The organism is Acidaminococcus nyctereutis (genome assembly GCF_052216985.1).
GTDB classification, from domain to species: Bacteria; Bacillota; Negativicutes; order Acidaminococcales; family Acidaminococcaceae; genus Acidaminococcus; species Acidaminococcus fermentans_A.
The window spans coordinates 25709-52180 of the sequence record NZ_JBQOUY010000012.1; the positions used below are offsets into that span (position 1 = coordinate 25709).

The 26472-nt window shown below is 55.7% G+C and carries 30 protein-coding genes and 1 tRNA gene; 26 read left to right on the forward strand and 5 right to left on the reverse strand.

Going from position 1 to position 26472, the window contains the following annotated elements:
- Positions 1–23: 23 nt before the first annotated feature.
- Positions 24–563, reverse strand: a complete 540-nt coding sequence (locus ACTUHY_RS07255; protein WP_442827184.1) for a PadR family transcriptional regulator — start codon at positions 561–563, stop codon at positions 24–26.
- Positions 564–737: 174 nt separating this feature from the next.
- On the opposite strand from ACTUHY_RS07255, the gene ACTUHY_RS07260 reads away from it, so the two are divergent.
- From ACTUHY_RS07260 to ACTUHY_RS07270, 3 genes are all read left to right on the forward strand, one after another.
- Positions 738–1721 (forward strand): alpha/beta hydrolase fold domain-containing protein, encoded by a 984-nt coding sequence (locus tag ACTUHY_RS07260; protein WP_442827185.1) that lies wholly within the window; start codon positions 738–740, stop codon positions 1719–1721.
- A 13-nt stretch (positions 1722–1734) separates the two neighbouring features.
- On the forward strand, positions 1735–2526 hold the full coding sequence (gene ygiD / locus ACTUHY_RS07265) for a 4,5-DOPA-extradiol-dioxygenase (RefSeq protein ID WP_442827186.1): 792 nt from the start codon (positions 1735–1737) through the stop codon (positions 2524–2526).
- A 169-nt stretch (positions 2527–2695) separates the two neighbouring features.
- On the forward strand, positions 2696–4090 hold the full coding sequence (locus ACTUHY_RS07270; RefSeq protein WP_442827187.1) for an NAD-dependent succinate-semialdehyde dehydrogenase: 1395 nt from the start codon (positions 2696–2698) through the stop codon (positions 4088–4090).
- Between the two features lie 43 nt (positions 4091–4133).
- On the opposite strand, the gene ACTUHY_RS07275 is transcribed toward ACTUHY_RS07270, so the two are convergent.
- The gene (locus ACTUHY_RS07275; protein ID WP_442827188.1) at positions 4134–5375 is read right to left on the reverse strand and encodes an aminopeptidase; all 1242 of its coding nucleotides are present in this window, start codon (positions 5373–5375) and stop codon (positions 4134–4136) included.
- A 315-nt stretch (positions 5376–5690) separates the two neighbouring features.
- Between ACTUHY_RS07275 and ACTUHY_RS07280 the strand changes: the two genes are divergently transcribed.
- The 20 genes from ACTUHY_RS07280 (at position 5691) to ACTUHY_RS07375 (ending at position 22946) form a co-directional block, all read left to right on the forward strand.
- Complete coding sequence (locus ACTUHY_RS07280) at positions 5691–6002, forward strand: hypothetical protein (RefSeq protein WP_012937579.1); 312 nt, start codon at positions 5691–5693, stop codon at positions 6000–6002.
- A 5-nt stretch (positions 6003–6007) separates the two neighbouring features.
- A complete protein-coding gene (locus tag ACTUHY_RS07285) occupies positions 6008–7852 on the forward strand; it encodes a V-type ATP synthase subunit I (RefSeq protein WP_442827189.1) in 1845 nt (614 codons plus the stop codon).
- A 14-nt stretch (positions 7853–7866) separates the two neighbouring features.
- A complete protein-coding gene (locus ACTUHY_RS07290) occupies positions 7867–8343 on the forward strand; it encodes a V-type ATP synthase subunit K (RefSeq protein WP_012937581.1) in 477 nt (158 codons plus the stop codon).
- Positions 8344–8359: 16 nt separating this feature from the next.
- Positions 8360–8968 (forward strand): V-type ATP synthase subunit E family protein, encoded by a 609-nt coding sequence (locus ACTUHY_RS07295; RefSeq protein WP_442827190.1) that lies wholly within the window; start codon positions 8360–8362, stop codon positions 8966–8968.
- A 1-nt stretch (position 8969) separates the two neighbouring features.
- Positions 8970–9965, forward strand: a complete 996-nt coding sequence (locus ACTUHY_RS07300) for a V-type ATPase subunit (protein WP_442827191.1) — start codon at positions 8970–8972, stop codon at positions 9963–9965.
- 26 nt (positions 9966–9991) lie between these two features.
- Entirely contained in the window at positions 9992–10318 is a 327-nt protein-coding gene (locus ACTUHY_RS07305; protein ID WP_278675236.1) for a V-type ATP synthase subunit F, read from the forward strand.
- A gap of 6 nt (positions 10319–10324) precedes the next feature.
- Positions 10325–12100, forward strand: coding sequence for a V-type ATP synthase subunit A (locus tag ACTUHY_RS07310; protein ID WP_442827226.1), 1776 nt, complete (start codon positions 10325–10327; stop codon positions 12098–12100).
- The gene (locus tag ACTUHY_RS07315; RefSeq protein WP_442827192.1) at positions 12093–13484 is read left to right on the forward strand and encodes a V-type ATP synthase subunit B; all 1392 of its coding nucleotides are present in this window, start codon (positions 12093–12095) and stop codon (positions 13482–13484) included. The genes ACTUHY_RS07310 and ACTUHY_RS07315 overlap by 8 nt, the downstream gene beginning before the upstream one ends.
- 3 nt (positions 13485–13487) lie before the next feature.
- Entirely contained in the window at positions 13488–14123 is a 636-nt protein-coding gene (locus ACTUHY_RS07320; protein ID WP_442827193.1) for a V-type ATP synthase subunit D, read from the forward strand.
- A gap of 318 nt (positions 14124–14441) precedes the next feature.
- Positions 14442–15827, forward strand: a complete 1386-nt coding sequence (pdxR, locus tag ACTUHY_RS07325) for a MocR-like pyridoxine biosynthesis transcription factor PdxR (protein ID WP_442827194.1) — start codon at positions 14442–14444, stop codon at positions 15825–15827.
- 59 nt (positions 15828–15886) lie between these two features.
- Positions 15887–16444 carry a hypothetical protein gene (locus ACTUHY_RS07330; protein WP_278674222.1) on the forward strand — a complete coding sequence of 186 codons (558 nt, stop codon included), beginning with the start codon at positions 15887–15889 and terminating at the stop codon, positions 16442–16444.
- 20 nt (positions 16445–16464) lie between these two features.
- Positions 16465–17043 carry a nitroreductase family protein gene (locus ACTUHY_RS07335; RefSeq protein ID WP_442827195.1) on the forward strand — a complete coding sequence of 193 codons (579 nt, stop codon included), beginning with the start codon at positions 16465–16467 and terminating at the stop codon, positions 17041–17043.
- A gap of 26 nt (positions 17044–17069) precedes the next feature.
- Positions 17070–17927 (forward strand): NAD(P)/FAD-dependent oxidoreductase, encoded by an 858-nt coding sequence (locus ACTUHY_RS07340; protein ID WP_442827196.1) that lies wholly within the window; start codon positions 17070–17072, stop codon positions 17925–17927.
- The gene (locus ACTUHY_RS07345; protein WP_442827197.1) at positions 17924–18925 is read left to right on the forward strand and encodes a polysaccharide deacetylase family protein; all 1002 of its coding nucleotides are present in this window, start codon (positions 17924–17926) and stop codon (positions 18923–18925) included. The genes ACTUHY_RS07340 and ACTUHY_RS07345 overlap by 4 nt, the downstream gene beginning before the upstream one ends.
- Positions 18926–18956: 31 nt before the next feature.
- Positions 18957–19424: a peptidylprolyl isomerase gene (locus ACTUHY_RS07350; RefSeq protein WP_442827198.1), complete on the forward strand. Its 468-nt coding sequence runs from the start codon at positions 18957–18959 to the stop codon at positions 19422–19424.
- Positions 19421–19690: a GIY-YIG nuclease family protein gene (locus tag ACTUHY_RS07355; protein WP_278674228.1), complete on the forward strand. Its 270-nt coding sequence runs from the start codon at positions 19421–19423 to the stop codon at positions 19688–19690. Before ACTUHY_RS07350 ends, ACTUHY_RS07355 begins: the two co-directional genes overlap by 4 nt.
- A 156-nt stretch (positions 19691–19846) precedes the next feature.
- Entirely contained in the window at positions 19847–20044 is a 198-nt protein-coding gene (locus ACTUHY_RS07360) for a cold shock domain-containing protein (RefSeq protein ID WP_009015310.1), read from the forward strand.
- Positions 20045–20165: 121 nt separating this feature from the next.
- On the forward strand, positions 20166–20906 hold the full coding sequence (locus tag ACTUHY_RS07365) for an SDR family NAD(P)-dependent oxidoreductase (protein ID WP_442827199.1): 741 nt from the start codon (positions 20166–20168) through the stop codon (positions 20904–20906).
- 10 nt (positions 20907–20916) lie between these two features.
- Positions 20917–22260, forward strand: coding sequence for a branched-chain amino acid transport system II carrier protein (brnQ, locus tag ACTUHY_RS07370; RefSeq protein ID WP_442827200.1), 1344 nt, complete (start codon positions 20917–20919; stop codon positions 22258–22260).
- Between the two features lie 77 nt (positions 22261–22337).
- Complete coding sequence (locus ACTUHY_RS07375; RefSeq protein ID WP_442827201.1) at positions 22338–22946, forward strand: porin family protein; 609 nt, start codon at positions 22338–22340, stop codon at positions 22944–22946.
- Here the strand turns inward: ACTUHY_RS07375 and ACTUHY_RS07380 are convergent.
- The gene (locus tag ACTUHY_RS07380) at positions 22943–23080 is read right to left on the reverse strand and encodes a helix-turn-helix domain-containing protein (RefSeq protein ID WP_442827202.1); all 138 of its coding nucleotides are present in this window, start codon (positions 23078–23080) and stop codon (positions 22943–22945) included. The genes ACTUHY_RS07375 and ACTUHY_RS07380 overlap by 4 nt on opposite strands.
- 9 nt (positions 23081–23089) lie before the next feature.
- Positions 23090–23215: a hypothetical protein gene (locus ACTUHY_RS07385; protein WP_442827203.1), complete on the reverse strand. Its 126-nt coding sequence runs from the start codon at positions 23213–23215 to the stop codon at positions 23090–23092.
- Positions 23216–23367: 152 nt separating this feature from the next.
- Between ACTUHY_RS07385 and ACTUHY_RS07390 the strand changes: the two genes are divergently transcribed.
- Positions 23368–23444: transfer RNA gene (locus ACTUHY_RS07390), tRNA-Arg, on the forward strand.
- Positions 23445–23677: 233 nt separating this feature from the next.
- Here the strand turns inward: ACTUHY_RS07390 and ACTUHY_RS07395 are convergent.
- Positions 23678–25081: an aspartate ammonia-lyase gene (locus tag ACTUHY_RS07395; RefSeq protein WP_442827204.1), complete on the reverse strand. Its 1404-nt coding sequence runs from the start codon at positions 25079–25081 to the stop codon at positions 23678–23680.
- Between the two features lie 285 nt (positions 25082–25366).
- On the opposite strand from ACTUHY_RS07395, the gene ACTUHY_RS07400 reads away from it, so the two are divergent.
- Positions 25367–25735: a CidA/LrgA family protein gene (locus ACTUHY_RS07400; protein ID WP_442827205.1), complete on the forward strand. Its 369-nt coding sequence runs from the start codon at positions 25367–25369 to the stop codon at positions 25733–25735.
- Entirely contained in the window at positions 25728–26411 is a 684-nt protein-coding gene (locus ACTUHY_RS07405) for an LrgB family protein (RefSeq protein ID WP_278675594.1), read from the forward strand. Before ACTUHY_RS07400 ends, ACTUHY_RS07405 begins: the two co-directional genes overlap by 8 nt.
- Positions 26412–26472 lie beyond the last annotated feature (61 nt).

Here is a 26472-nt window from a genome sequence, read left to right on the forward strand (position 1 = left end):
TTACCCAAAAAATTTACAAATTGTTAAATCTCTGCCAACTGCTTCTTTTCCCATGCCAGCTTCTGGGTTTCCCGCTGGATGGCTTCCTGCAGGATCAAGGCGTGGCCCCAGTCTTTTTCCTGGGCTTTTTGGGTGGAAAACAGCAGCTGCCAGCGGAGTCGGAGGTGAGCCAAGTGCTCTTCGTGGCGGCGGATGTCTGCCTGGAACAGCTGACGAAGCTGGGGATCCTTCCGGCTGCGGATCAGATACAGCTTCATGGTGAATTCATCCCGGGTGGGCATCATATCTCCCAAAGGCTGAACCAGCCATTCCTGGAGCCGTTTTTCGCCGGTTGGGGCCAGGCGGTAGTATTTTTTCTGGAGCTTTGTGCCCACGGTGCCGGTATAGCTGGTAATCTGCCCGCTTTCTTCCAGTTTCCGGAGTTCCGGATACACCTGGCTGTGCCGGGCACACCAGAAATCCCCCACTTCCTGTTCAAAGAGTTTCTTGATGTCGTAACCGGTCAGGTCTTGTTTGGCCAAAAGGCCTAGCAGCACATACCGGAGTGTGTTTTCTTTTGCCATGGAACCGCTCCTTTCTCTGGATGTATTATATCATAGAATAAATTTGAACTGTAAATATTGACAGTATATCTGGTCCGTGCTACACTCATGGCAACAGACGAATATGTAAATATTTACATCTTTTTTGGATTCTGATGAACGGAAGGCTGTTTGATCAAGCAGGAGGTTATTGCCATGGAAATCAATGGAAAAATGAGCCGGCTGGTACTGTCCAGTTTGCTTTTGTTGGGCATGACGGGATTTTCCGGGGCAGAAGCGGCGGAACATTATCCTAGTAAGACTCTGGACGTGACTCCGGTGAAAACGGAAGTGAAGCAAATTTCCGGAGTGGTCTATGAACAGGTACCCAGCCGGGGCTATCCCAATGTGCCCATGGCCATGGATCTGCTCCAGCCTCAGAAAAAGACTCCCATGCCGGCCATTGTCTTTGTGACCGGGGGCGGGTTTATCAACGCCAATAAGGACAATGGGGTCCAGCTGCGGAATTACCTGGCGGAAAAAGGCTATGTGGTGGCCAGCATCACCTATCGGGTGGCTCCTACCGCCCGGTTCCCGGAACCCTTGGAAGACGTAAAGGCTTCCATCCGGTATCTTCGGGCTCATGCGGACCAATGGAACATCGACAAAAACCGGATTGGCATCGTGGGAGGCAGTGCCGGTGGCTATCTGTCCGCTTTTGCAGGGACTACCAGCGGTACCCGGACCTTTGACAAGGGAGAAAACCTCCAGGAATCCAGCCAGGTGAACTGTGCCGTGGATCTCTATGGTCTGTCGGACTTGAGCCGGGTGGGCATGGACTACAGCCCGGAAAACCAGAAACGGCACCAGTCCGCCGGGGCCACGGAAGCCCTGTGGGTCAACGGCAGCCCGGTGTTCGGCGGGAAGGACGGAGGGGTCCTGGCCGATCCCAAAGCTACGGAGGCCGCCAACCCCATTGCCTACATCGGGAAAAACAGTGCGCCCATGCTGCTGATGCACGGGACGGCGGACAAGGTGGTGTCCCCGGGCCAGACGGACCTGCTGTACCAGGCCCTGAAAGCCAAGGGGGTGCCGGCGGAACGGTACGAGGTTGCCGGGGCTGCCCATGGCGGCGTATACTGGGTCCAGGATAAGGTACTCCATGTCATTGGGGATTTCTTTGACCGGTATCTGAAATAACAGGAGGAAAAACATGGAAGAAAAGAAAATCTTGCCGGTGGTGTTTTCCGGCCACGGCAGTCCCATGATTGCCCTGGAACACAATGCAATCACAGAAGGGATGGACCGGATCGGCCGGGCGGTGGAAAGCCAGTTTGGCCGGCCCAAGGCCATCTTGATGGTATCCGCTCACTGGTATACCCACGGGACCTTTGTCCAGAGCGCCCCGGAACCCCGGCAGGTCTACGATATGTACGGGTTCCCCAAGGAATTGTATGAAGTGAAGTATCCCGCCAAAGGAGATGGAGAACTGACCCGAAAGGTGCAGGCTCTGCTAGGCTCTGCCGTGGCCGTCAATGACGACTGGGGCATTGACCACGGGGCCTGGACGGTGCTGGTCCACATGTTCCCCAAGGCCGACATTCCGGTGGTCCAGCTGTCTGTGGACGGGGACATTTCCCATGCGGAGGAATTTGCCCTGGGACAGAAACTGGCCGCTCTCCGGAAAGAAGGATATCTGATCCTGGGCAGCGGGAATGTGGTACACAATCTCCGGAAAGTGGAATGGGAGAATGCAGGAGGTTCCGCCGCCACCCTCCGGTTCAACGACTATATCACGGAAGCAGTGCTCCAGGGAGACACGGCTAAGGTAATCGGGTTCGAATCCCATCCGGATGCAGGGTACGCCGTACCCACCCCGGATCATTACCTGCCACTCCTGGTATGCCTGGGAGCCGCCGGCACGGACCGGGCCCAGGTGTTCAACAAAATCTGCAACCTGGGATACATGGCTATGACCGGATATGCCTGGGGGATGAAGGGATAAGAGTGAAGAGAGGGGTGTTGCGCGCAACGTGCAACACCCCTTCTTTTATCCCACATAATAATCGATAAAAATTATCTAAAAATGACTTGTATTATTTTTAAAAGTATCGTATAATATGGTTAACTGTAAACGATAAAAATACATTTAGACAATTAAAGGAGGATCGATGATGGCTTATCAGACTATTTATCCGTATACCAATGAAGTGCTCCGTACCTATGAGAGTCTGTCCGATGCCGGGGTGGAAGAAGCCCTGGAACGGGCCTATGGACAATATCAGGCCTGGCAGAAAGACAATGATGTGGAAGGCCGGAAAGCTATCCTGCGCCAGGTGGCTGCCCTGCTCCGGCGGGATCTGGACCGGTATGCAGAAATTATGACCAAAGACATGGGGAAACTGTTTGTGGAAGCCCAGGGAGAAGTGGCGCTCTGTGCTGCCATCGCTGAATATTATGCGGACCAGGCTGATGGATTCCTGGCCCGGGAACCGGTGGAAACCCCGGCTGGCAAAGCCTATATCCTGAAACAGGCACGGGGCGTGATCATGGCGGTGGAACCCTGGAATTTCCCCTTCTACCAGGTGATGCGGGTGTTCGCCCCCAACTTCATCATCGGGAACCCGCTGCTGCTGAAACATGCCTCCAACTGCCCTGGATCCGCACTGGCTTTTGAGGCATTGGTCCGGGAAGCCGGGGCTCCAAAAGGGGCTTTCCAGAACCTGTTTGCCAGCTATGATCAGGTTTCTCGGATTATCGAAGATCCTCGGGTGGCCGGAGCCTGCCTGACCGGGTCGGAACGGGGCGGTTCTTCCGTGGCGGAACATGCTGGAAAGGCATTGAAGCCTTCTTCCCTGGAACTGGGAGGCAATGATGCCTTCATCGTCCTGGATGATGCGGACATGGACGAAGTGAAATCCCAGCTGTTCGCCGCCCGGCTGTACAATGCGGGCCAGGTCTGCGTCTCTTCCAAACGGTTCATCGTGACGGAAAAGAACTATGACCGGTTCCTTCAGGATCTGACGGAAGTCTTTGCATCCGCTCAATGGGGGGATCCCATGGATCCGGCCACCACACTGGCACCCCTGTCCTCCGCCACGGCCAAGCGGGATGTGCTGGCGGCCATCAATCAGGCTGTCCAGGCCGGCGCCCGGGTGGTGTACGGGCACCAGCCCATCGAGAGCCCCGGTTACTTCGTGATGCCCACCATCCTGACCGATGTGACGAAGGACAATCCTCTGTACAACAAAGAAGTCTTTGGTCCGGTGGGTGTGGTGTACAAAGTCCGGGATGAAGAGGAAGCCATTGCCCTGGCCAACGATTCCAGCTATGGGTTGGGGAATACGGTGTTCAGCAGCGATATGGACCATGCCGGCCGGGTGGCGGCCCGGATCGAAACCGGGATGAGCTTCATCAACCATGGCTGGACCTCCCTGCCGGAACTGCCTTTCGGCGGTGTGAAGAATTCCGGTTACGGACACGAACTGTCTCGGAGCGGGTTCGACACCTTCGTGAACCAGCATCTGGTATTCATTCCCCAGGCCGTATGGGAACGGCACGGGAAGTAAAAGCCAAAAGGGGCTGCTGCGTGAGCAACAGCCCCTTCTTTTTTTATGCCCAATCCCCGTTGATGAACACGGGCACCTTTGTCCCGTCTTTCCGGATCCCGGTGATGGTGAGATCTGGGCTGCCCACCATGAAGTCTACGTGGATCATGGAATCGTTGAGTCCGGCTTTTTTCAGGCCTTCTTCGTCCATTTCCGCTCCTTTTTCCACACAGGTGGGGTAGGCGTCCCCCAGGGCCAGGTGGCAGGAGGCGTTTTCATCCAGGAGGGTTTCGTAGAAAACCGTATCCATCAGGGAAATGGGAGAATGGTAGGGGATGAGGGCCACTTCTCCCAGCCGGCAGGCACCGTCATCCATTTTCAGCAGGTCTTTCAGGACTTCTTCTCCCTTTTCCGCCGTGGCTTCTACAACTTTTCCGCTTTTAAAGGTGAGACGGAAATTTTCAATGAGGTTCCCGCTGTACACCAGGGGACGGGTGCTGTACACAACCCCGTCTACCCGGTCCGCCTGAGGCGCGGAATACACTTCTTCCGTAGGGATGTTGGCGTTGAACAGGAAGCCCCGGGCGGTGCTCTCAGCCCCACCCTGCCAGATGTGGCGGTCCGGCAGGCCCACAGTGAGATGGGTGCCCTGGCTGTTTTCATATTCCAGGGCAGTGAACTGCTGGGCCGTCAGCCATTCCCGGCGCTGCTTCAGTTCCGCCAGATGCTTGTCCCAGTCGGCCAAAGGATCTTCGCCCAGACACCGGGCCGCATCCAGCAGCCGGATCCACAGCCTGTCCATGCCTTCCTGTTCCGGCAGCGCCGGGTACAGCAGCTTGGCCCACACCGCACTGGGGACGGCGGCCACCAGCCAGTTGGTCTTGGAAGCCATCATCCCGTCGGAATATTCCTTCACCGCCTGGTGGAAAGCCTTCTGCCAGGCCATGATCTTTTTCCGGTCGATGCCCTTCATGGCGTAGGGATCGGCGGAGATCAGGCTCAGGAAAGCGGCACCCTTCCGGTAATAATCCAGATTGAATCCACTGCGCCAGTGGGGGACAACTTCGAACTTGTCCTGGGTTTCATACTCATACCGGAGCCGGGTGGTCCCGTTGCAGTACCAGTTGAACACCACCTGGGCAGCCCCGGCCTTATAGGCTTCTTCCGTCAGTAGGGTGGCGAACCGGCTGGCTTCCACCGGGGCATTGATCACCAGGATCTGGTCCTTCTGGAGGCAGATCCCTTTTTGCAGCAGGACCCGGGCGTACAGGGGCAGCTGTCGGGTCAGGGTTTCTTGTATATCCATGGAAATCACTCCTTTTTAGACTGTTTTTTATTATACAGGAAAACATGGGAAGGAAAAAGCAGGAAGAGGCTTTTTTGCGATTTCCCTGTATCATACGTTACAAAATTATCAAAGAATGGAACAAAGAAGATTGTAATAGACGAAAATAAGAAAAGTTTTTGTTACAAAATCGAATACAGTATAGTATAATGTTTTTATAGTGTTTCAGCAGGGATTTTTTTCTTTTTGTTGAAATACTATATAGGTTACTGCTCTTTATCCTTTTCTTACCAATCTGGAAGGCATCTGCCTTCCCTGCGCAAAGGTGGTGATACCATGTCCATGCTGGAAGACATCAAAAATGCCGAGCAGAAGGCGGATGACCTGAAGAAACAGGCCACTCTGGAAGCCCGGAATACGGTACGGGACGCCCAGGCGGAAGCCCACAAAGAGGCGGAAGCCCTGATTGCGGAAGCCCGGAAACAGGCTGCTGCAGCCATTGCCCAGGCGGAAGCCCAGGCTAAACAGGAAGCCGATGCCCTGGTGGCGGAAAACCGGAAACGGGATGAGGCCCAGGCGGCGGAAGCCCGGAAGAATCTGGATGCGGCGGTCCAGTATATTATGAAGAAGGTCGTGATCGAATGTTAGTCCCTATGCAAAAACTGACCCTCTACGCCCTGAAAGCCGATCGCGATGCCCTGCTCCTGGCACTCCAGAAGGACGGGAGTGTGATGCTGGAACCGGAAGCGGGAAGCAAGGCCCTTCCCGGATCAGAAAAAGTCAGTGCCCAGCTGGATAAAACCGGTCAGGTACTCCAGTTCCTGGTCCAGAATGGAGCCAAGAATCCCCTGTTCCCCCAGAAGGAAGCCATTTCCTATGGGAATTTCCTGAAAGAAAGCCAGGAAGGCCGGAAACTGACGGAGGAATTGGATACCACTGCCAGTAAGATCGCTTCCCTGGAAAGTGAAGCGGCGGCCCTCCGGACCCAGGCAGAAAGCCTGGATCCCTGGCTGAAGCTGGATATTCCCCTGGAACAGCTGAGCTTTACAGAAACCACTCGCTGCCATGTGGGGTTCCTGCCGGAAAAGGAACTGCCGGAATTCCAGAAGGCCATTGGCGGCCTCCTGGCGGATGTGAGCCTGTACGGGGTGACCCAGGACGGGCAGGCAATGGTGGTGCTGGCTTATGAAGCCGCTGAAAATGAGGTGAAGCACCTGCTGAAGGAACATGATTTCAGCGAGGCGGTGCTACCCAAGCGCAGCGGCCTGGCGGCGGATGTCCGGAAGGAACTGCTCCAAGAAGCGGAAGAAAAAGAAGGGCGGATCAATCGGCTGAGACAGGAAACCCGGGAAAGCCTCCCTCAGAAACAGCAGGTAGAGCTGTACTACGACCAGCTAAGTGCTGCCCATGACCGTCTACAGAACGGCGGAGTGGAAACCGTCAGTGCCTTCAAGGTACAGGGATGGGTGCGGAAAGACCGGAGCCAGCGGGTGGAAAAAGTGGTCCAAAGCGTCACCGACGCTTATCAGCTGGCTTTTGCAGATCCGGCAGAAGGGGAAATCCCCCCTACGGTCCTAAAAAACAGCAAGCTGGTGGAACCTTACGAGAGCGTAGTGGAACTGTATTCCCTGCCCAAAGCTGGTTCCATCGATCCGGATCTGGTCATGGCTCCGTTCCATTTCATCTTTTTCGGCATGATGCTGTCCGATGCAGGCTACGGCCTGGTGCTTACGGTGATGCTGTATTTTGCCCTGAAGAAATTCCGGCCCACTGGATTTGCCCGGCAACTGGCCATGGTGATATTCTTTGGCAGCATCTCTACCGTTATCTGGGGTGCCATGTTCGGCGGCTGGTTCGGCCTGGAATGGCAGCCTCTGCTGTTCGTCCCCATGAAGGAACCTCTAAAGATGCTGGCCCTGTGCTTCGGCCTGGGAGCCATCCATCTAGTGGCCGGCATGCTGGTAAAAATCTGGATGCTGCTCCGGGATGGGGATGTGATGGGAGCGGTCTGTGACCAGATCAGCTGGCTCATCATGTTCTTGGGATTCTTCCTGATGGCGCTGGTGCCGGGGCCTGTGGGCAAGTACCTGGCCTGGCTGGGTGCTGGGATCATCATTCTCTTCGGCGGACGGGAAAAGAAGGGCATCGTGAACCGTCTCCTGGGCGGTCTCCTGACCCTGTACAATATCAGTGGATATCTGAGCGATCTCTTGAGCTATTCCCGGATCTTTGCCCTGGGACTGGCTACCGGGGTCATCGCCATGGTCATCAACACGGTGGCCCAGATGCTCTGGAGCGCAGGCCCTGTGGGCATCGTGGCAGCCATTCTAGTGCTTTTGGCAGGCCATTACTTCAACATCATCATCAACGTGCTGGGTGCCTTCGTGCACAGCAGCCGTCTGCAGTACATCGAATTCTTCGGCAAGTTTTATGAAGCCGGCGGCCGGGCATTCCTGCCTTTGGCGCTCCGGACCAAGTATACCGACATTACGAAATAAGGGAGGATTTCATTATGATTACTTTAGGAACAGCGCTGGCATTTGGCGGGGCAGCAACGGCTGCCGCTCTGGCAGGGGTTGGCAGTGCCATCGGCGTCGGGATCGCCGGGCAGGCGGCTTCCGGTGTGGTCAGCGAAGACCCGGATAAGTTCGGTAACGTGCTGGTGCTCCAGGCCCTGCCTGGTACCCAGGGCATTTATGGGCTGCTGATCGCCTTCATCATCATCCTGAACCTGGGGGTCATCGACGGGAATGTAAAAGATTTGACTACCTTCCAGGGCCTGGCCTATCTGTTTGCCGCACTGCCCATGGGCATCGGCGGCCTGCTGTCCGCCATCTATCAAGGGAAAGTGGCTGCTTCCGGTATCTATCTGACTGCCAAACGGCCGGAAGAAACCGGTAAAGGCATCATCCTGACGGCTATGGTAGAAACCTACGCTGTACTGAGCCTGCTGATTTCCTTCATCATGGTGAACGGGATCAAATTATAAGAAAGGGTGACCCGTCGTGTCTGGTGACAAAATCATTCAGAAAATAGAAGAAGAAGCAAAGCAGGACGCGGCAGCCATCGGAGCAGCGGCTAAGGAAAAAGCCCGGAAGGAAAAGGAACAGATCCTGGCCAAAGCCCAGGAAGAGGTCCGGGGAATCCAGGCCAAATCCCAGGTGGATGCCAAAGAAGCGGCCGGCCGACTGCAGCTGATCGCGGAACTGCAGAGCCGGAAAGAAAACCTGGCCAGCAAGCGGAAGGTGCTCCAGGAAGCCTTTGACCGGGCTGCCGGACAGCTGGAAGCCCTGCCCCAGGAACAGTGGGAGAAACTGATCGGGCGGATCGTCCTGGGATCGGATCTTACCGGCCGTGAAACGCTGGTGGTACCGGCCAAGGACCGTCCTCGGTATGAAAATGGATTCCTGGCCCGGCTCAATGGAGAGCTGAAGGCCCAGGGCCGGGAAGGGGCGCTGGCCTTGTCGGACAAAGCAGCGGATTTCGCTGATGGGGTGCTGATCGAAGGGGAAACCTGTGATTATGATGGCTCCTTCGCTACCCTGCTGGAAGACGTACGGACCGGGGAGGAATACCGCGTGGCAGAGCTCCTGTTTGGCGCGGAGGTGAAGTAAGATGGCCCAGCCCAGTTATGAATATGCTCTGGGCCGGATCAGCGTCCTGTCCACCCATCTGCTCACTGCAGCCCAGCTGCGGCGGATCGCGGAGGCCGACAGCACAAAGGCGGCTATGAAGCTGCTGCTGGAAACCGGGTACGGGGAAAATGTGGCCACGGAACAGGAATTGGCCCAGGGCGAGATCGACCTGATCATCCGGGCCCAGATGCAGCTGACCCGGAAACGGATCCAGGAACTGACGCCGGATCCGGAACTTACTGGTTTATTCCTGCTGCCGGTGGATACCCACAACCTGAAGTGCTTGCTGAAGGCTCGGCTGCTGGGGACCCAGGCGGACGCCATCCTCCGGGAGGGAGGCAATTTCGACCTGAACCTCCTGAAGGATATGGTCCAGACCAAATATTATGAAGATTTGCCGCCCATCTACTGCCAGACCCTGAACGAAATCGAAGGGGACCTGGCCCGGGAAGCGGATCCTTTCCGGCTCAGCGCTCTGCTGGACGGAGCTATGTTCCGTCAGGTCAAGGCGGTGCTGGAACAGAAAAAGGAAGACGGCTTCATCCGGAAGTATTTTTCCCTGTGGGCGGATTACCTGAATACCATCAGCCTGGTCCGGGCCCAGAATCTCCATTGGGAACTGTCCCAGCTGCGGCTGGTCCTGGTGGACTGCGGGGAGATTCCCCGGACGGTGTTCGAAGAAAGTATGGATGTGCCTCCGGAACAGCTGGGGGCCCGTCTGAACCAGGGAAGCCATGGAGCGGATCTGGTCCAGGCCATCAATGAATTTGCACAGACCAATGAGCTGGGGGTCATTGCCCGCCGGATGGAAGAGGGCCTGAGCCTGATCCTCCGCCGGGCCAGATGGGATACCCATTCCCTGGGGCCCATCGTCGGGTATCTGGAAGCCCGGGAAACCGAGGCGGAAGCCCTACGGATGATCTTCGGAGCCATCCAGGGCGGCTTTGAACCCCAGCTGCCCAGTGTCTATGCCTGATCACAGGAAGCATGGGAGGCAGCAAGATGGATAAAAAGAAAATTGCAGTGATCGGTGATCCCAGCTCCGTGATGATCTTCAAAGCCGTAGGATTCGACGTGTTCTACGAGGAAGAACAGGAACAGATTGAGCGCAGGATCCACCGTCTGGCCGATGGAGGCTATGCCGTGATCTATATTACGGAAACCGCTGCCCAGAAGGCCCAGGCGGTGATCGCAGAATATGCTACCGCTACCTTTCCCGCTATCATCCCCATCCCTGCCGGGAACAGATCCCTGGGACTGGGCATGAAGCGTGTCCGGGAAAATGTGGAAAAAGCAGTAGGCGCCGATATTCTATTCAAGGAAGGGTAGGGAACAATCGTGAGTGGAAAGATCGTGAAAGTATCCGGCCCGCTGATTGTCGCCGAAGGCATGAAAGACGTGCAGCTCCATGATATGGTCCGCGTCAGTGACAAGCGCCTGATCGGTGAAGTCATCGAGCTTCGTGATGATAAGGCTTCTATCCAGGTCTACGAAGAAACGGCCGGCCTGGGGCCGGGGGAACCCGTGGAATCCACTGGTTCTCCCATGAGCGTGGAACTGGCTCCCGGACTGATCGAAAGCATCTTCGACGGCATCCAGCGTCCTCTGGAAAAAATCTATGAACTGGCGGGAGACCGGATCAGCCGGGGCATCGAAGTCCCCAAACTGAATCGGGAAAAGAAATGGCAGTTCGTACCTGTGGCCAAACCGGGAGACCAGGTCTCCGGCGGTGACGTGATCGGTACCGTTCAGGAGACTCCGGCCGTGCTCCACAAGATCATGGTGCCTCCTGGCAAAAGCGGCACCGTGGAATGGGTCTATGAAGGGGAAGCTACCATCCTGGACCCGGTGTACAAACTGAAAGACAGCAAGGGGAATGTGCAGGAATATCCCATGCTGCAGCAGTGGCCGGTCCGTGTGGCCCGTCCCTACAAGACCAAGCTGCCTCCGGAAGAACCCATGGTTACCGGACAGCGGGTCATCGATACCCTGTTCCCCATTGCCAAAGGCGGTGTGGCGGCTGTGCCCGGGCCTTTCGGCAGCGGCAAGACCGTTATCCAGCACCAGCTGGCCAAGTGGGCGGATGCGGATATCATCGTCTATGTGGGCTGCGGCGAACGTGGGAATGAAATGACCGACGTGCTGAATGAATTCCCCGCCCTGAACGACCCCCGCACCGGCCTGCCTCTGATGAAGCGGACGGTGCTGATCGCCAATACCTCCGACATGCCGGTGGCCGCCCGGGAAGCGTCCATCTATACCGGCATCACCATTGCCGAATATTACCGGGATATGGGCTACAAAGTGGCCATCATGGCTGACTCCACCTCCCGCTGGGCCGAAGCCCTCCGGGAAATGTCCTCCCGTCTGGAAGAAATGCCTGGTGAAGAAGGCTACCCAGCGTACCTGTCTTCCCGTCTGGCGGAATACTATGAACGGGCCGGGGAAGTGGAATGTCTGGGCCAGGAGGACCGGGTAGGTGCAGTTTCCGCCATCGGGGCCGTATCCCCTCCCGGCGGTGATATTTCCGAACCTGTATCCCAGGCCACTCTGCGGATCGTCAAGGTGTTCTGGTGCCTGTCTTCGGCTCTGGCCTATGCCCGGCATTTCCCGGCCATCGACTGGCTCCAGAGCTATTCCCTGTATTCCGACCGGCTGCGGGCTTATTATGATGCCAAAGTGGCTCCCGACTGGTCCAGACTGGTAGGGACGGCCATGGAAATCCTCCAGGAAGAATCCAACCTGAACGAAATCGTCCGTCTGGTGGGGATCGATGCCCTGGGTTTCAAGGACCGGATCACCATGGAATGTGCCCGGTCTATTCGGGAAGATTTCCTGCACCAGAACTCCTTCCACGAAGTGGATACCTATACTTCTCTGGAAAAACAGTATGATATGCTGAAGCTGATCATCACCTGGTATGAAAAAGCCCTGGATGCCATGACCAAGCATGTGAAGCTGGACAAACTGATCGACATGCCCATCCGGGAACAGATCGGCCGTTCCAAGTACATTCCTGAAAAGGAACGGAAGGAAAAATTCGGCCAGCTGAACCGGGATCTGGAGCAGGCCTTTGCAGAACTGACGGAAGAGGGTGAAGAAAATGCGTAAGGATTACAAGACCATCCGTGAAGTGGTGGGCCCTCTGATGCTGGTGGACCAGGTAAAAGGCGCAACCTATGACGAACTGGTGGAAATCCACCAGCAGAACGGGGAAGTCCGGAACGGCAAGGTGCTGACTGTGGACGGGGACAAAGCCCTGGTCCAGCTGTTCGAAGATTCCCAGGGGCTGCAGCCGGCTACGGCCAAGGCCCGGTTCCTGGGCCACGGGATCCAGCTGGGGGTGTCCCCTGCCATGCTGGGCCGTGTGTTCGACGGCATGGGCAACCCCATTGACGGGGGCTCGGCCATCATCCCGGAAGAATACAAGGACATCAATGGGGAACCCATGAACCCGGCGGCTCGGGAATATCCTTCCGAATTCATCCAGACCGGGGTCAGTGCTATCGACGGCCTGAACACCCTTGTCCGGGGACAGAAACTGCCGGTGTTCTCCGGTTCCGGTCTGCCCCATGCCCAGCTGGCTGCCCAGATTGCCCGGCAGGCCCGGGTGCGGGGTACTGATGAAAAGTTCGCCGTGGTGTTCGCCGCCGTGGGGATCACCTTTGAAGAAGCCAACTTCTTCATGCAGGACTTCAACCGGACCGGGGCCTTGAGCCGCGCGGTGATGTTCATCAACCTGGCCAATGACCCGGCGGTCGAACGGATCGCAACCCCTCGTATGGCCATTACCGCGGCGGAATACCTGGCCTTTGAGCTGGATATGCACGTGCTGGTCATCATCACCGATATCACCAACTATGCCGATGCCCTCCGGGAAGTGTCCGCTGCCCGGAAGGAAGTCCCGGGGCGCCGGGGCTACCCTGGCTATCTGTATACGGACCTGGCTACCATGTATGAACGGGCCGGCCGGATCCGGGGCAAGAAGGGATCTATCACCATGATCCCCATCCTGTCCATGCCGGAAGACGACAAGACCCATCCCATCCCCGACCTGACCGGGTATATCACGGAAGGGCAGATCATCCTGTCCCGGGAACTGTACCGGAAAGGGCTGACACCGCCCATCGACGTGCTGCCTTCCCTGTCCCGTCTGAAGGATAAAGGGGTGGGCAAAGGCAAGACCCGGGAAGACCATGCGGATACCATGAACCAGCTGTTCGCCGCCTATTCCCGGGGGAAACAGGCCAAGGAACTGGCCACCATCCTGGGGGATTCGGCCCTCAGCAAGGTGGATAAGCTGTATGCCCAATTCGCCGATGCCTTTGAAAAGGAATACGTCTCTCAGGGGTACCGGACCAACCGGTCTATCGAAGAGACCCTGGATCTGGGCTGGAAACTGTTGGGGATCCTGCCTCGCAGCGAGCTGAAACGGATCCGGGATGAATACCTGGATAAGTACTATAAACCGGCGGACGGCAGCAAGGGGGAATAACCCATGGCTACGAACGTGAACCCTACCCGGATGGAGCTGACCCGGCTGAAACGCCGGCTGGCCACCGCTGTCCGGGGGCATAAACTGCTGAAAGACAAACGGGACGAAATGGTCCGGCAGTTCATGATCTATATCCGCCGGAACCACGAACTGCGGCTGAAGATGGAAAAAGCCCTCCAGAATGTGTCCCACCATTTCGTGGTGGCCCGTGCCCATATGGGATTTTTGTCCATGAACGAAGCCCTGCTGTATCCGGCCCGGAGTGCCGAATTCGAAGTGGGGAGCAAGAATGTGATGAGCGTGGATGTGCCCACCTTGACCTATACGGGAGCTACGGCGGATGATGCGGCCCAGGTGCCTTATTCTTTCGCCTTTACCACCGGGGAACTGGACACGGCGGTGACGGAACTGACCACCTGCCTGCCGGATCTGCTGGAACTGGCAGAAGTGGAAAAGACCTGCAATATGCTGGCAGATGAAATCGAAAAGACCCGCCGGCGGGTAAACGCCCTGGAATACGTGATGATCCCGGAAATGAAGGAAAGCATCAAGTACATCACCATGAAGCTCAGCGAAAACGAAAGAGCCAGTACGGTGCGCTTGATGAAAGCCAAGGAAATCATGGCGAAGCAGGCATAAAAAACGGGGGTGTTGCACGTCCCGTGCAACACCCCTTAGCTGTAGAGCCGCATAGCGGCACAAGTCTGGAGTCTGAAGTTTGAAGCCGAATGTTAAATTTGCAGGCAAATTTTTTGAATGTGTAAAACCTTTGGACGAAATGCCCTATCAGGTTGATTTCGATTCTGGTTTTACAGAATCAAAAGGATGCGCCCAAACAGGCGGATCCTTTCCTGAGACTTCTGACTTCAGACTCCTGACTTCCGACTAGGGGCTGTTGCGCATGCGCAACAGCCCCGTTTTTTTACCGAAACCACTTGATGAAAGGAGCATCGTGTTTTGCTGACTACTTTTAATTTCCGGGCACAGCCGGGGAAGGAACCTCTCTATCGGCAGCTGGCCGATTACTTTCGGGAGGAAATCCGGCTGCAGCATCTGACAGCCCCAGATTTCCTTCCTTCCATCCGGAAACTGACCCGGGACTTGAAACTGAGCCGGACCACGGTGGAGGCTGCCTATCAGATCCTCATCGATCAGGGGTATGTGGACAATCTGCCCAACCGCGGCTATCAAGTCGCTGCCTACGTTCCCCGGGAATCCCGGGAGGTGCCGGCGGCTGTGACGGAAAAGGCCAAACTGGCAGTCCGTTATAATTTTTCTAACAATTACATCGATACTTCTACCTTTGATACTGTGCTCTGGCGGCGCTGCCTGAACCAGGTGCTCCGTGACCCGCCTTCTATCGCCGGGTACGGGGATCCCCAGGGAGAACCGGAATTGCGGCAGGTCCTGGCCCGGTACAGTTATGCTTCCCGGGGCGTAGTATGCCGTCCAGAACAGATCCTGGTGGGAGCCGGTCTCCAGACTTTGCTGCTGGTCCTGCTGCCCTTGCTGTCTCTCGAACAGAAAGCCGTGGGATTGGAAGCTCCCGGCTTTCCCCAGGCAGAACAGATTTTCCGATTGATGGGATGGACTATCCGCACCTTCGATCCGGCGGATCCCAAAGGGGACTGGCCGGGTCTTTTGATGATTTCTCCAGCCAATCCCTACAAGGGACGGGCCCTGACGGAAAAAGAACGGAACAATCTGATTGTAGCCACTCAGCTGGAACGAGTGTATCTGCTGGAAGATGATTACAATGGAGAATTCCGCTATCTCCACCGGCCCACGCCGTCCCTCCATAGTTTCGGGAACCGGGAGCAGATCATTTATCTGGGCTCCTTTTCCCGGACTATGCTGCCTTCCCTGCGGATCAGCTACCTAGTCTTGCCGGATAAGCTGCTGCCCGCCTATCGGGCTATGGCAGACCGGTACAACCAGACTTCTTCCACGGTGGAACAATTGGCCCTGGCGGCCTACATCGAAGAAGGCCATCTCACAAGGCATATCCGGAAGCTGCGGAGCCTGTACCGGACCAAGAGCCAAAAACTCCAGGAGGCACTCCTGGAAGTGTTTGGAAGCCAGGTACAGCTTTTGAGCTATGGGTCCGGGCTCCACCTCCATATTGCCCTGGATCTGCCGGGAACAGCGGATGAGTTGGCGAACCGGGCCCTGGCATATGGGGTGAAGATTATCCCGGTCCAGGGGACAGCTGCTGGCAGGGCCCCGGAATTCCTCTTGTCTTTTGCCGGGATTGCGGAAGAAAAGATCCAGCAAGGAGTGGAAGCCCTGCGGGATGCATTGGTGGGAAGAAGAAAAGACAATTGTATTCTCCCTTCTCAGTAGGGTATAATAAAAAGAATACAGAAAATGCCTGCAGAGCAGGGAAAACAGGGGGTGGATGTATGAAAAATGCCTGGGAGATCGTACTCCTGGCTATGTTCTTGGGAATCGGAGGACCCATGGGAGCGGAGGCAGCCCAGTATTTTGCTCCCCGGTACAGCCTCAGCGCCAACGGGCAGCTGCAGCCTCCCCTGACGGTGGAATTCCGCAAAGGACTGCCCCAGAAAATCGGTGCCAGCCTGACTGGCGCTGCCGGTTCGGAAAAGGTCCTGGTCCTGGGCTGGCAGGTGGGAGACGGAGTAGGGCTGTGCACCCTGCAGAAAGGGGTGGAATATGCCCTGTACCGACTGGATTTCCGTCCAGGGAAGCAAGACATCCTAGTACTCAGCTATGGCCGTCGGGGAACAGGGAAAACCCATTTGAATGAAGTGTCCGTGATCGGGGAAGATTCCCTGGGCGTCATCCGGCAGCTGCCTGTGGTGGGCTTTGCCCCTGTGGATGTGTTCAACAGCCCTCTCCAGATCCGGCAGCAGGAGGCCGTCCTTTTCCTGGCGGAGGCACCCCATGTACTGGTACTGCAGGCTGATGGGGAAAACGGCTATGCCGTTTCTGTGCAATGAACCGATAAGGAGTGATCATCATGGATTTACCTGTATTATATGATTCCTGCCGGACCTACCGGCGTTTCCTCCAAAAACCGCTGGAGCCCGGCCTGCTGCGGACGCTGGTGGATGTGGCCCGGAAACGGAGCTGCGGCCGGAACAGCCAGTGGCTGCGGTTTGTGGCGGTAGAGCAGCCGGAACATGTCAAAGCTATGCAGCCTCTGCTCCATTGGGCAGCGGCACTTCCGAAGGAAATCGGGACCCCGAAGGAGGGGGAACAGCCAGTGGCTTTTGTGGTAGTGGCCAAACCCAGGAATGCTTCCCCGATAATCAGCGACATCGATTTGGGAATCGCCTTGGATGCTATGGCCATCACCGCCTGGCAGAAGGGAGTGGGCAGCGCCATCCTGGCTGCGGTGGACCGGAAGAAAGTCGCTGCCCTGCTGGAGATCCCAGAAGACCTGGAGGTCAATATCGTCCTGGCACTGGGCTATCCGGCTCATCAAAGCACCCTGGTCACTGGAGAAACGGGAAAATCATTGGATTATTATGTGGATGGGAACCGTGATTATTATGTGCCTAAGCTGCCGTTGGAGAAAGTGGCGGAATTCAAGTAATCCAAACGAAAAAAAGGAGATCCGATATGCTGTATGATGTTGCCATTGTGGGAGGCGGACCGGCTGGCTGCAGTGCGGCAGTGACGGCTGCCAACCGGTCTCTTTCTGTGGTTCTGTTCGATACGGGGGATTTTGGTCTGGCTCTGCGGAAAAGCCCGCTGGTAAAGAACTACCTGGGGCTGCCAGATCAGTCCGGTACGGCGCTGATGGATGCCTTTACGGCCCATATGCGGGCTGCCGGTACCACCGTGATTCCCCATAAGGTCTTGAGCATCCTGCCGGGGAAGGGAAGCTTTATGCTGGCAACGCCGGGGGATGTGTACCAAGCCCGGAGCGTCCTCCTGTGTCCTGGAGCGGCCCATGGCAAGAGCCTGGAAGGAGAAGACGGGTATCTGGGACGGGGCGTGAGCTACTGCGCCACTTGTGACGGCTATCTGTATAAAGGCAAGACCATCGGAGTGGTGACCAATCTTCCTTCGGCCTGGGAAGAAGTGGAATTCTTAGCTGGTCTGGCCAAAGAAGTCAGGCTCTGGTCTGATTTTCCTCTGCCGGAAGAGAAACCGGCGAATCTCCGGGTCATGGAGGGCCGGCCCTTGAAAGTCCTGGGCGGGGAAAAGATGGATGCCTTGGAGACCACCGCTGGGACGATCCCTTTGGAGGGGCTCTTCCTGCTGCGGGAAACCGACCCGCTGGAGAAACTGCTGCCGGGATTGGTGCTACAAGACAGGTTCATCCAGGTGGATGGAAAACTGGCCACTTCGGTGCCCGGGGTCTTTGCGGCCGGCGATGCGACCGGCTATCCCTGGCAGATCAACAAGGCTGCGGGAGAAGGCCAAAAAGCGCTGCTGTCGGCGGCTTCCTGGCTGCGTGAGAATCCGGCATGATGGGCTGGAAAACCGGCTGTCTGGTCTTATCCTTGGCGGCTTCCCTGATATTGGCTGGCTGTCAGAAGCAAAAGCCGCAAGGGGATCCTGGAGCACTGTCCGCTCAGGAACCGGCAGCTGCACAGGAGACCAAAGCCATCGCTCCGGGAGAAGGAAAGCAAGGCGCCCGCGTAGAATTTGTGACCCGGGAGCATAAGATGGAACGGATTTTGTTCAGCGGCGGCTATCTGCGCAGCCTGCCGGAAGAAAAGCCAGAAACCATCCTGCGGTCAGCTCCAGAAGGCGCGTTGGGGATGATCTTCGGCAAACGGGAAATCAATGGACTGGAATGGGCTAAAGTGGCGACTCGGGACGGCGTCACCGGCTGGTATACCGTACCCGCTCGAAAAGGGGCTCCGCCTGGAGAGAAAAGAGCAGCCTTGAGGATTACCCATGAAGGATACCAGAGTACCTATCCCCAGGTGACTGGAGGGGTGTCTCCTGCAGTACAGGACCGGATCAACCAGGAACTGGGGAACTATATTTCCGTTTACCGGCATATCACCGGGCCCGTGGAAAGTGAACTTCGATGCCGGGTGACCTATAACCAGAATCATCTCCTGAGCCTGGTATTCCAGGGAAAATCGGTCCTGTATCGGAATTATCCAGTGGCTGAAGTGAACAATCTGGCCAGTTGGACCCGCTTGAAGAAATATGCCTACGTATCGCCTCTCTTGGGCGGTGCGGACAGTGGCCTGCTCTTGGCCCAGAAAACAGATTTCCAGTATGCTATGGTATTCGACTTGCACACGGGGAACCGGCTGACACTGGAATATTTCCTGGGCGGCGGAAAGGCGGAGGAACTCCAGGAGCGGGCAGCGGCCCTGGACCCTTGGGCGCGGATCCAGAACGACAATTTCTACATCGAGCCCCAGGGAAAGCTGATGGCTATGGCCTCCGTACCGAGGAAAGGAAGGGTGGAATTGGATCTGTCCGACCTGGTGATCAGGGATTTCTGAGGCTGCAAACTATGGATATGAGGTGAAAAAAATGAACAAAAAAGTGCATTTCCATACCAACTTGGGAGATTTTACGGCTGAAGTGTTTGAGGACAAAGCCCCCAAAACTGCAGGGAATTTCTTGGAACTGGTGGAGAAGGGATTCTATGACGGGGTCATCTTCCATCGGGTCATCGATGATTTCATGATCCAGGGGGGAGATCCCACCGGTACCGGCATGGGCGGCCCCGGCTACACCATTGACGATGAATTCGGGGCCGGCCTGGCTCACAGCGGGGAAGGGATCCTGTCCATGGCCAATGCCGGTCCTAACACCGGAGGCAGCCAATTCTTCATCACCCTGGTGCCTACTCCTTGGCTGGATGGCCACCATGCCATCTTCGGGAAGATCGTGGAAGGGATGGATGTGGTCCACAAAATCGGTTCCACGCCTACTGATTTCGCGGACCGGCCGTTGGAAGATGTGGTGATGGAAAAGGTGGAAGTCGTAAAAGGATGACCGCCTATGTCTATATGGTGCGCTGTGCCAACGGTGCCCTGTATACCGGCTGGACCAACGATCTGGCCCACCGGTTGGCTATGCATCGCAGCGGGTCCGGGGCGAAATACACCCGGGCCTTCAAGGCGGTGGATCTGGTCTATTATGAGGAACTGCCTGACAGGAAGACTGCCCTTCAGCGGGAATATGCCCTGAAACAGTTGGCAAAAAAACAAAAAGAAGAGCTGGTCTGTCAATTTTCTCGAAAATCTTTGAAAATACCCTAAGTTATCTGTACTGTGGCAATTCTTTTGCTTGTAAAAGTCCAGGGGTTATGCTAGAATGGAACACAGAAACAACGGACTTACTGAATGTTGAACTCACGCAGGTATCACATATAGTTGGATCGTTTTTCGCAATAATTTTTAGGAGGCCAAGTAAAGATGACTGGCAAAGTTAAATGGTTTAATGCTGAAAAGGGTTATGGTTTCATTGAACGGGAAGATGGCGGCGATGTATTCGTTCATTTCTCCGCAATCCAGGGTGAAGGCTTCAAGACTCTGGAAGAAGGCCAGGCTGTAGAATTCGACGTTGTCGAAGGCAACCGTGGTGAACAAGCTGCCAACGTTGTGAAACTGTAAGATATCGATATCTGCAAGGAACAACCAGCTTAACAAGAGGGGATATCGTAGAAACGGTATCTCCTTTTTTGTTGCGCTGTCCTGCAGGAAAAAGGAGATGGGGACGATGATCGGATATGGCATGGAAAATAAGAGGGGTGTAATCAGCGGAGGGACGTCCGGTATCGGCCTGGCAGCTGCCCGGCTGCTGGTCCAGGATGGGGCTGCGGTCTATTTGGTGGGCCGGGACCCGGAACGGGGCAGGAAGGCGGTGGAAAGCTTGGCAGGACTGCCGGGAGAAGCCCGGTATATCCAGGGCGATGTAAGCACGGCGGAGGGCTGCCGGAAAATCGCAGCTTCCCTCCAGGAACAGCATCTGGAACTGGATTTCCTGGTGAACAGTGCCGGAATCTACCTGGAAAAGCCTTTCCAGGATGTGACGGAAGAAGAGTACCGGCAGCTGATGGATGTAAATGTGAAAGGTACCATTTTCCTGACCCAGGCTTTGCTGGACCTCTTTGCCCAGGACGGCCCTTCCATCGTGAATATCGCATCTGATGCAGCCCTGGAAGGGAATTACGGCTGCTGCCTCTATGCTGCTTCCAAAGGAGCCGTGGTGGCTTTTACGAAATCCCTGGCCCTGGACCTGGCGCCCTGGATCCGGGTGAACTGCCTGTGCCCAGGCGACGTGGATACGCCTCTGGTGGAAAAACAGCTGGCGGAAGGGGGATATTCCCGGGAATCCATGGCGTCCGTCTATCCTATGGGGCGGATCGGGAAACCGGAAGAAGCGGCCCACATGATCTGTGCTGTCCTGTCTCCTATGAACGGTTTCATGACTGGAGCCATCGTTTCCGTGGACGGCGGCCTGACAGCCAAATAAGGAGGGGACCATGGATCATAAACTGACTTCTGCAGAATATCTTTTTGTAGGTTCCATGCTGTTCGGGATGCTCTTTGGAGCCGGGAACCTGATCTTTCCTGTACATATGGGCCAATTGGCCGGCTCTCATTTCTGGAGTGCCAATATCGGTTTCATTTCCACCGGGGTGCTGATGCCCTTCCTGGCCCTGATTGCTTTCGGCCTTTCTGGCAGCGGCAGCCTGGAAGAACTGGCCGGGAATGTGCATCCGATCTTTGCCCGGATCTTTACGGTGCTGCTGTATCTCACCATCGGGCCGGCCTTTGCTCTGCCCCGGACGGCCACTGTTTCCTATCAGATCGGGATCGTACCCTTTGTCAACGGGAACCAGACACTTTTCTTGGCAGGGTTCACTTTCCTGTTCATGGCGGCAGCTCTGCTGTTCTCTCTGAAGCCGTCTAAATTGATCGTCTACATCGGGAAGTTCCTGAACCCGGTATTCCTGGCGTTCCTGGCCATCCTGGTGGCAGTAGCCCTGGCCCATCCCATGGGATCCATTGCCGGCGGAGTACCCCAGGGACCCTATGTGGACCATGCGTTCCTCACCGGGTTCAAGGAAGGGTACAATACCATGGATGTGCTGGCTATGCTGGCTTTTTCTGTGGTGGTGATCAATACCCTGAAGGAACTGGGGGTATCGGATGCCAAGACCATTTCCGTGGACCTGCTGAAGGTGGGGGTCATCGTGGTGTTCCTGATGGCCCTGATCTATACCCTGATCACCTGGCTGGGTACCTCCAGCTTGGGGCAGCTCACGGTATCCGCCAATGGAGGCATGGCACTGGCTCAGATCGCCCACAGCTATTTCGGACCGGTGGGAGGCATGCTGCTGGCAGCCATTGTGACCTTCGCCTGTCTGAAGACTGCCATCGGACTCATCACGTCCTGTGCCAATACCTTCTGTGACTTGTTCCCAGGGAGCCTGAGCTACAAGGCCTATTGTGTGCTCTTTGCAGGGATTTCCTTCCTGATCGGGAATGTGGGCCTCACCCAGATCATCGTGCTGGCCGTGCCCATCCTGATGTTCCTGTATCCCATGGCCATTACTCTGATCCTGGCTTCCTTTGCTTCCGCCCTGCTGGGGAAGGACCGGCGGCTGTACAGGTGGCCCATGCTGCTGGCGGGACTGGCGGCCTTTGGGGATGCTCTCAGCGTCCTGCCCAAAGGGCTCCAGGCAACTGGGGCTGTCCAGGCTCTGCTGGGCTGCTACCACCAGCTGCCCCTGTTTTCCCTGGGGATGAGCTGGCTGCTGCCTACCCTGGCGGCTTTAGCTGCCGCCGTGGCCGTAGTGAAGTTCACTAGAACAAATCGGTGAAATTTTGCGAAAAGGAAAGAAAAAGTGTATAATGAAAAAATGATGAGTGTTTGAATCCATTGAAGGAGGGATTTCCCATGAAAAAAATGATGATGGCCACTGCAGTGCTGAGCCTGCTGCCTTTGACCGTGGCCTGTGCTTCTCCCCTGGCCAAGATTGCTCCTGGCGCTGCAAAGATCGATGCCAACGTCACGGTGGGCAATACTCTCAAATGGAAACAGGACGGGAAGACTACGGACTTCGGCGGTGATTCCCGGTATCGGGTAGGCGGCACCGTAGGGATCGCTGACAACCTGGGCCTGGACTACCGGTATGCGGCCCATGAGGGGGATCATGATGCCTCCGCCCAGTCCCATCAGGTCAGCTTGGTCTACCAGTTCAATCCCTATCTCTATGGGTTTGGGGGCTATGTACGGAATCGGCTGAAACAGCATGGCTACCATGATAACAACAGCGGATATCAGGTGGGGGCCATCGGTCGGCTGCCCATTACGGACAAGACCACCGGCTGGGCCAAATTTGGCACCGGCGACAACATCACCCAGTACGAACTGGGCGTAGGCTATGCCTTTACCGACAACTGGGAAGCCAACGTATCCTACAACGACAGCAAGTACAAAGATTTCAAGGGCGACATCGATGCCAAGACCCATGAAGTGAATGTGGGGGTTTCGTATAAGTTTTAATAGAGGGGGGTGTGAAAAATCACACCCCCCTTTTTTGACATTTTCTCCACCGCATGGAGCAGCTGGGTCCTGTTTTTTACCTGGAACCGCTGGTAGAGCAGGCTCAGCTGTTTTTTGACGGTGATTTCCGCCACGTTCAGCTCCTAGGCGATTTCCGTGTTGGTCCGGCCTTCTTTCACCCGCCGGATCACCAGCTTTTCCCGGGCCGTGAAAGAGGCTTCCTTTAACGGGCGGCCTTTGGACGGGGTGAGGGAATAGGAATGGACCACCTGCAGGAAATCGGCGAAATTCCGGCTGCTGGGTGGCTTTCACCAGCAGGGGGCTCAGCAGGGACTGGTGCTCCACTTTGTCCAGATTTCCTGATGAAAGCAAGAGTGTATCTTGCGTCCGGGGGCAGCAATTGTTATAATAATCTTGTTGTGCGGTTGTAGCTCAGTTGGATAGAGCATCTGCCTCCTAAGCAGAGGGTCGCGCGTTCGACTCGCGCCAATCGCACCAGATGATAAAAAAAGGGGCTGTTGCACGTTCTGTGCAACAGCCCCTTTGGTCGCGGGTCGCGAGTCGTAAGTCGCGGGCTTGTTGGTGGAGCCCCAAAATCCGGTTTTCTGGACTTCTGTCGATTTTACCTTATCATTCTATAGAAAAAGAAGAACTGATTTAAACGTCCAGGCTCGCGCCCCGTGACTCTCAGCCCGTGACAGGGGGTGTGAATTTTCACACCCCCTTTTCTTTTATCTTGCCACCGGCGTAGTCATTTTATAAGGATCCAGGACTTGTTCCAGCTGCTTATCAGAAAGATAATGCTGCTGCCGGGCCAGTTCCACCACAGGGATGTTCTTGGCCAGGGATTCCTTGGCCAGTTTGGTGGCTTTTACATACCCGATATAAGGACTCAGAGCTGTGACGATCCCGGCGCTCATCTTCAGCAGATGCTGGCAGTGTTCCTTGTTGGCTGTGATGCCCTCTACACAGTTGATCCGCAGGGTATCTGCTGCTTCCCGGAGGATATCGATGCTCTGGAACAGAGAGTAGAAGATCACCGGCTCGAAGGCGTTCAATTCCAGCTGTCCGGCTTCTACGGCCATGGCGATACAGGTATCGTTGCCCACGATCCGGAAGGCTACCTGGCTGACCACTTCCGGGATCACCGGATTCACTTTGCCGGGCATGATGGAAGATCCGTTCTGCTTGGCCGGGAGGGTGATTTCTTCCAGGCCGGTCCGAGGTCCAGAAGACATGAGCCGCAGATCATTGGAAATCTTGGAAAGAGCGATGGCGCAGTCCTTCAGGCTGCCGGAAACCGAAGCGAAGCTGTCGATATTCTGGGTGGCATCGATCAGATCCGCTGCCTGGGTAAAAGAAAAGCCGGTCAGCTGAGAAAGATCTGCTGCAATATGGTGGGAATAGGAGGGATCTGCATTGACTCCAGTGCCGATGGCTGTACCGCCCATATTGATTTCTGTCATCTCTCTGGCTGCCGACTGGATCCGTCGGAGGCCCCGGTCCATGGCCGTAGCATACGCCTTGAATTCTTGGCCTAAACGGATGGGGACAGCGTCCTGGAGCTGGGTCCGGCCCATTTTCAAGATAGAGTCGAATTCTACCCCTTTCTGGGCAAAGGCTTCTTTCAGGGCTTTCAGGCTCTTGTAAAGATCTTCCAGCAGGAAGAGGACGGTCAGTTTTCCGGCTGTGGGGATCACATCGTTGGTGGACTGGCCCCGGTTCACATCATCGTTGGGATGGATCAAGGTGTAATCGCCTTTTTTGCCCCCTAAAAGTTCGATGGCGATGTTGGCGATCACTTCATTGGCATTCATATTGAGAGAGGTGCCGGCTCCGCCCTGGATAGGATCCAGGATGAACTGATCCTGATATTTTCCTTCCAGGAGCTGGTCGCAGGCTGCCATGATGGCGTCGGCTGCAGCAGGCTGCAATGTGCCAGCCCGCCGATTGGCCATCGCACAGGCTTTTTTGATGTAAGCCAGGCTTCGGATCATGGTCGGATGAGTGGATTGCCCGGTAATATGGAAATTTTCATGGGCACGGAGAGACTGCACCCCATAATAGGCGTCTCCGGGGACGTATTTCTTACCGATGGAATCACTTTCCAAACGTTCGAATTTTTGCTGACTCATTGCCTATTTCCTCCTTGAAAATTATTTCATGACCTTATTATAAATTTTTTACCGAACAATCAAGCGCTAAACTTAAATAGCGTTCAAAAATATTGGACAGAGATCGCTGCCTGGATGACAGATGTCCGTAAAAATCGATACACCGTCTTTGGAGGCAGCCGGGTATCCGTTCGAAAAGTGTCAGATTTACCTGTTTTTCTCTTCCCTTCTCTGCTGGTATACTATATACTTATCTTATTGTATTTTCTAAAAAGACGTTCGGGATAAGTTGTTTTAGGGGGAGTCATGAATATCGTTATGGAATTGGCGCTGATTTTCGGCGTCTGTCTGATCGGCATCGGGATTGCGTCCCTGCTGCCCTTTATGGTGCCTTATAGTGTCATCAGCCTGCTGGTACTGACCTTTCTGCTGTATCGGAAGATCCTGCGGCCGGAACAGATCAAAGATGCCGGAAACTTTTTCATCAAGAATATGGGGATCTTCTTTGTTCCTGCTGTGGTGGGGACCATGGAATATGTGGAGACCCTGGCAAACTATCTGATCCCTTTCCTGGTGATCACGCTGGTGACTACACCTTTGGTGTATTGTATTGCTGGCTGGAGTGTCCAGCTCTGCCTGAAATTCCGTCGGAAGAAAGGAGCTTCCCATGCCTGAGGCTTTTACCCGTACTCCGTTTTTTGCTTTGACCCTGATCTTCATCTGCTGGGTGCTGGGAGTGAAATTCCAGAAAAAGACAGGCTGGCTGCTTTGCAATCCTGTGCTGACTTCCTCCTTGATGATCGTGGTGATTTTGACCGTTACAGGCATCCCGCTGAAACACTTCAATGTAGGCGGGTCCATGATCACCATGCTCCTGGGACCGGCTACCGCTGTACTGGCTCTCAATATCTACCAGCAGCGGAAAGTGCTCCAGGAAAATTTCCTGCCCATCCTAGTGGGCTGTACGGTGGGAAGTTTGGGAAGCATCATAGCGGCCTTGGCACTCTGTCACTTGTTCCAGACCAATTCCGTCTTCTCTGCCTCTATGCTGCCTAAAAGCGTCACTACGGCCATCGCTCTGGGGATCTCGGAAAACGGGGGCGGCATTCCTGGTATCACTGCCGGAGCCGTGGTGCTCACCGGCATCGAAGGGGCGGTGCTGGCTCCCTTTTTGAGCCGCTTGTTCCATATTACGGATCCGGTGGCGGAAGGGGTGGCCATCGGGGCATGCAGCCACGCTGTCGGGACCAGCAAAGCACTGGAAATCGGGAAGATCCAAGGGGCCATGAGTTCCATTTCCCTCTGCGTCTGCGGCATTATTACCACAGCATTGGCACTGTTCTTTATGTGAAAGAGGCGCTGCTGCATGCGAAACAGCCCCTTTTTTGGAGGTCTCGAGACCAAGGTGTTGC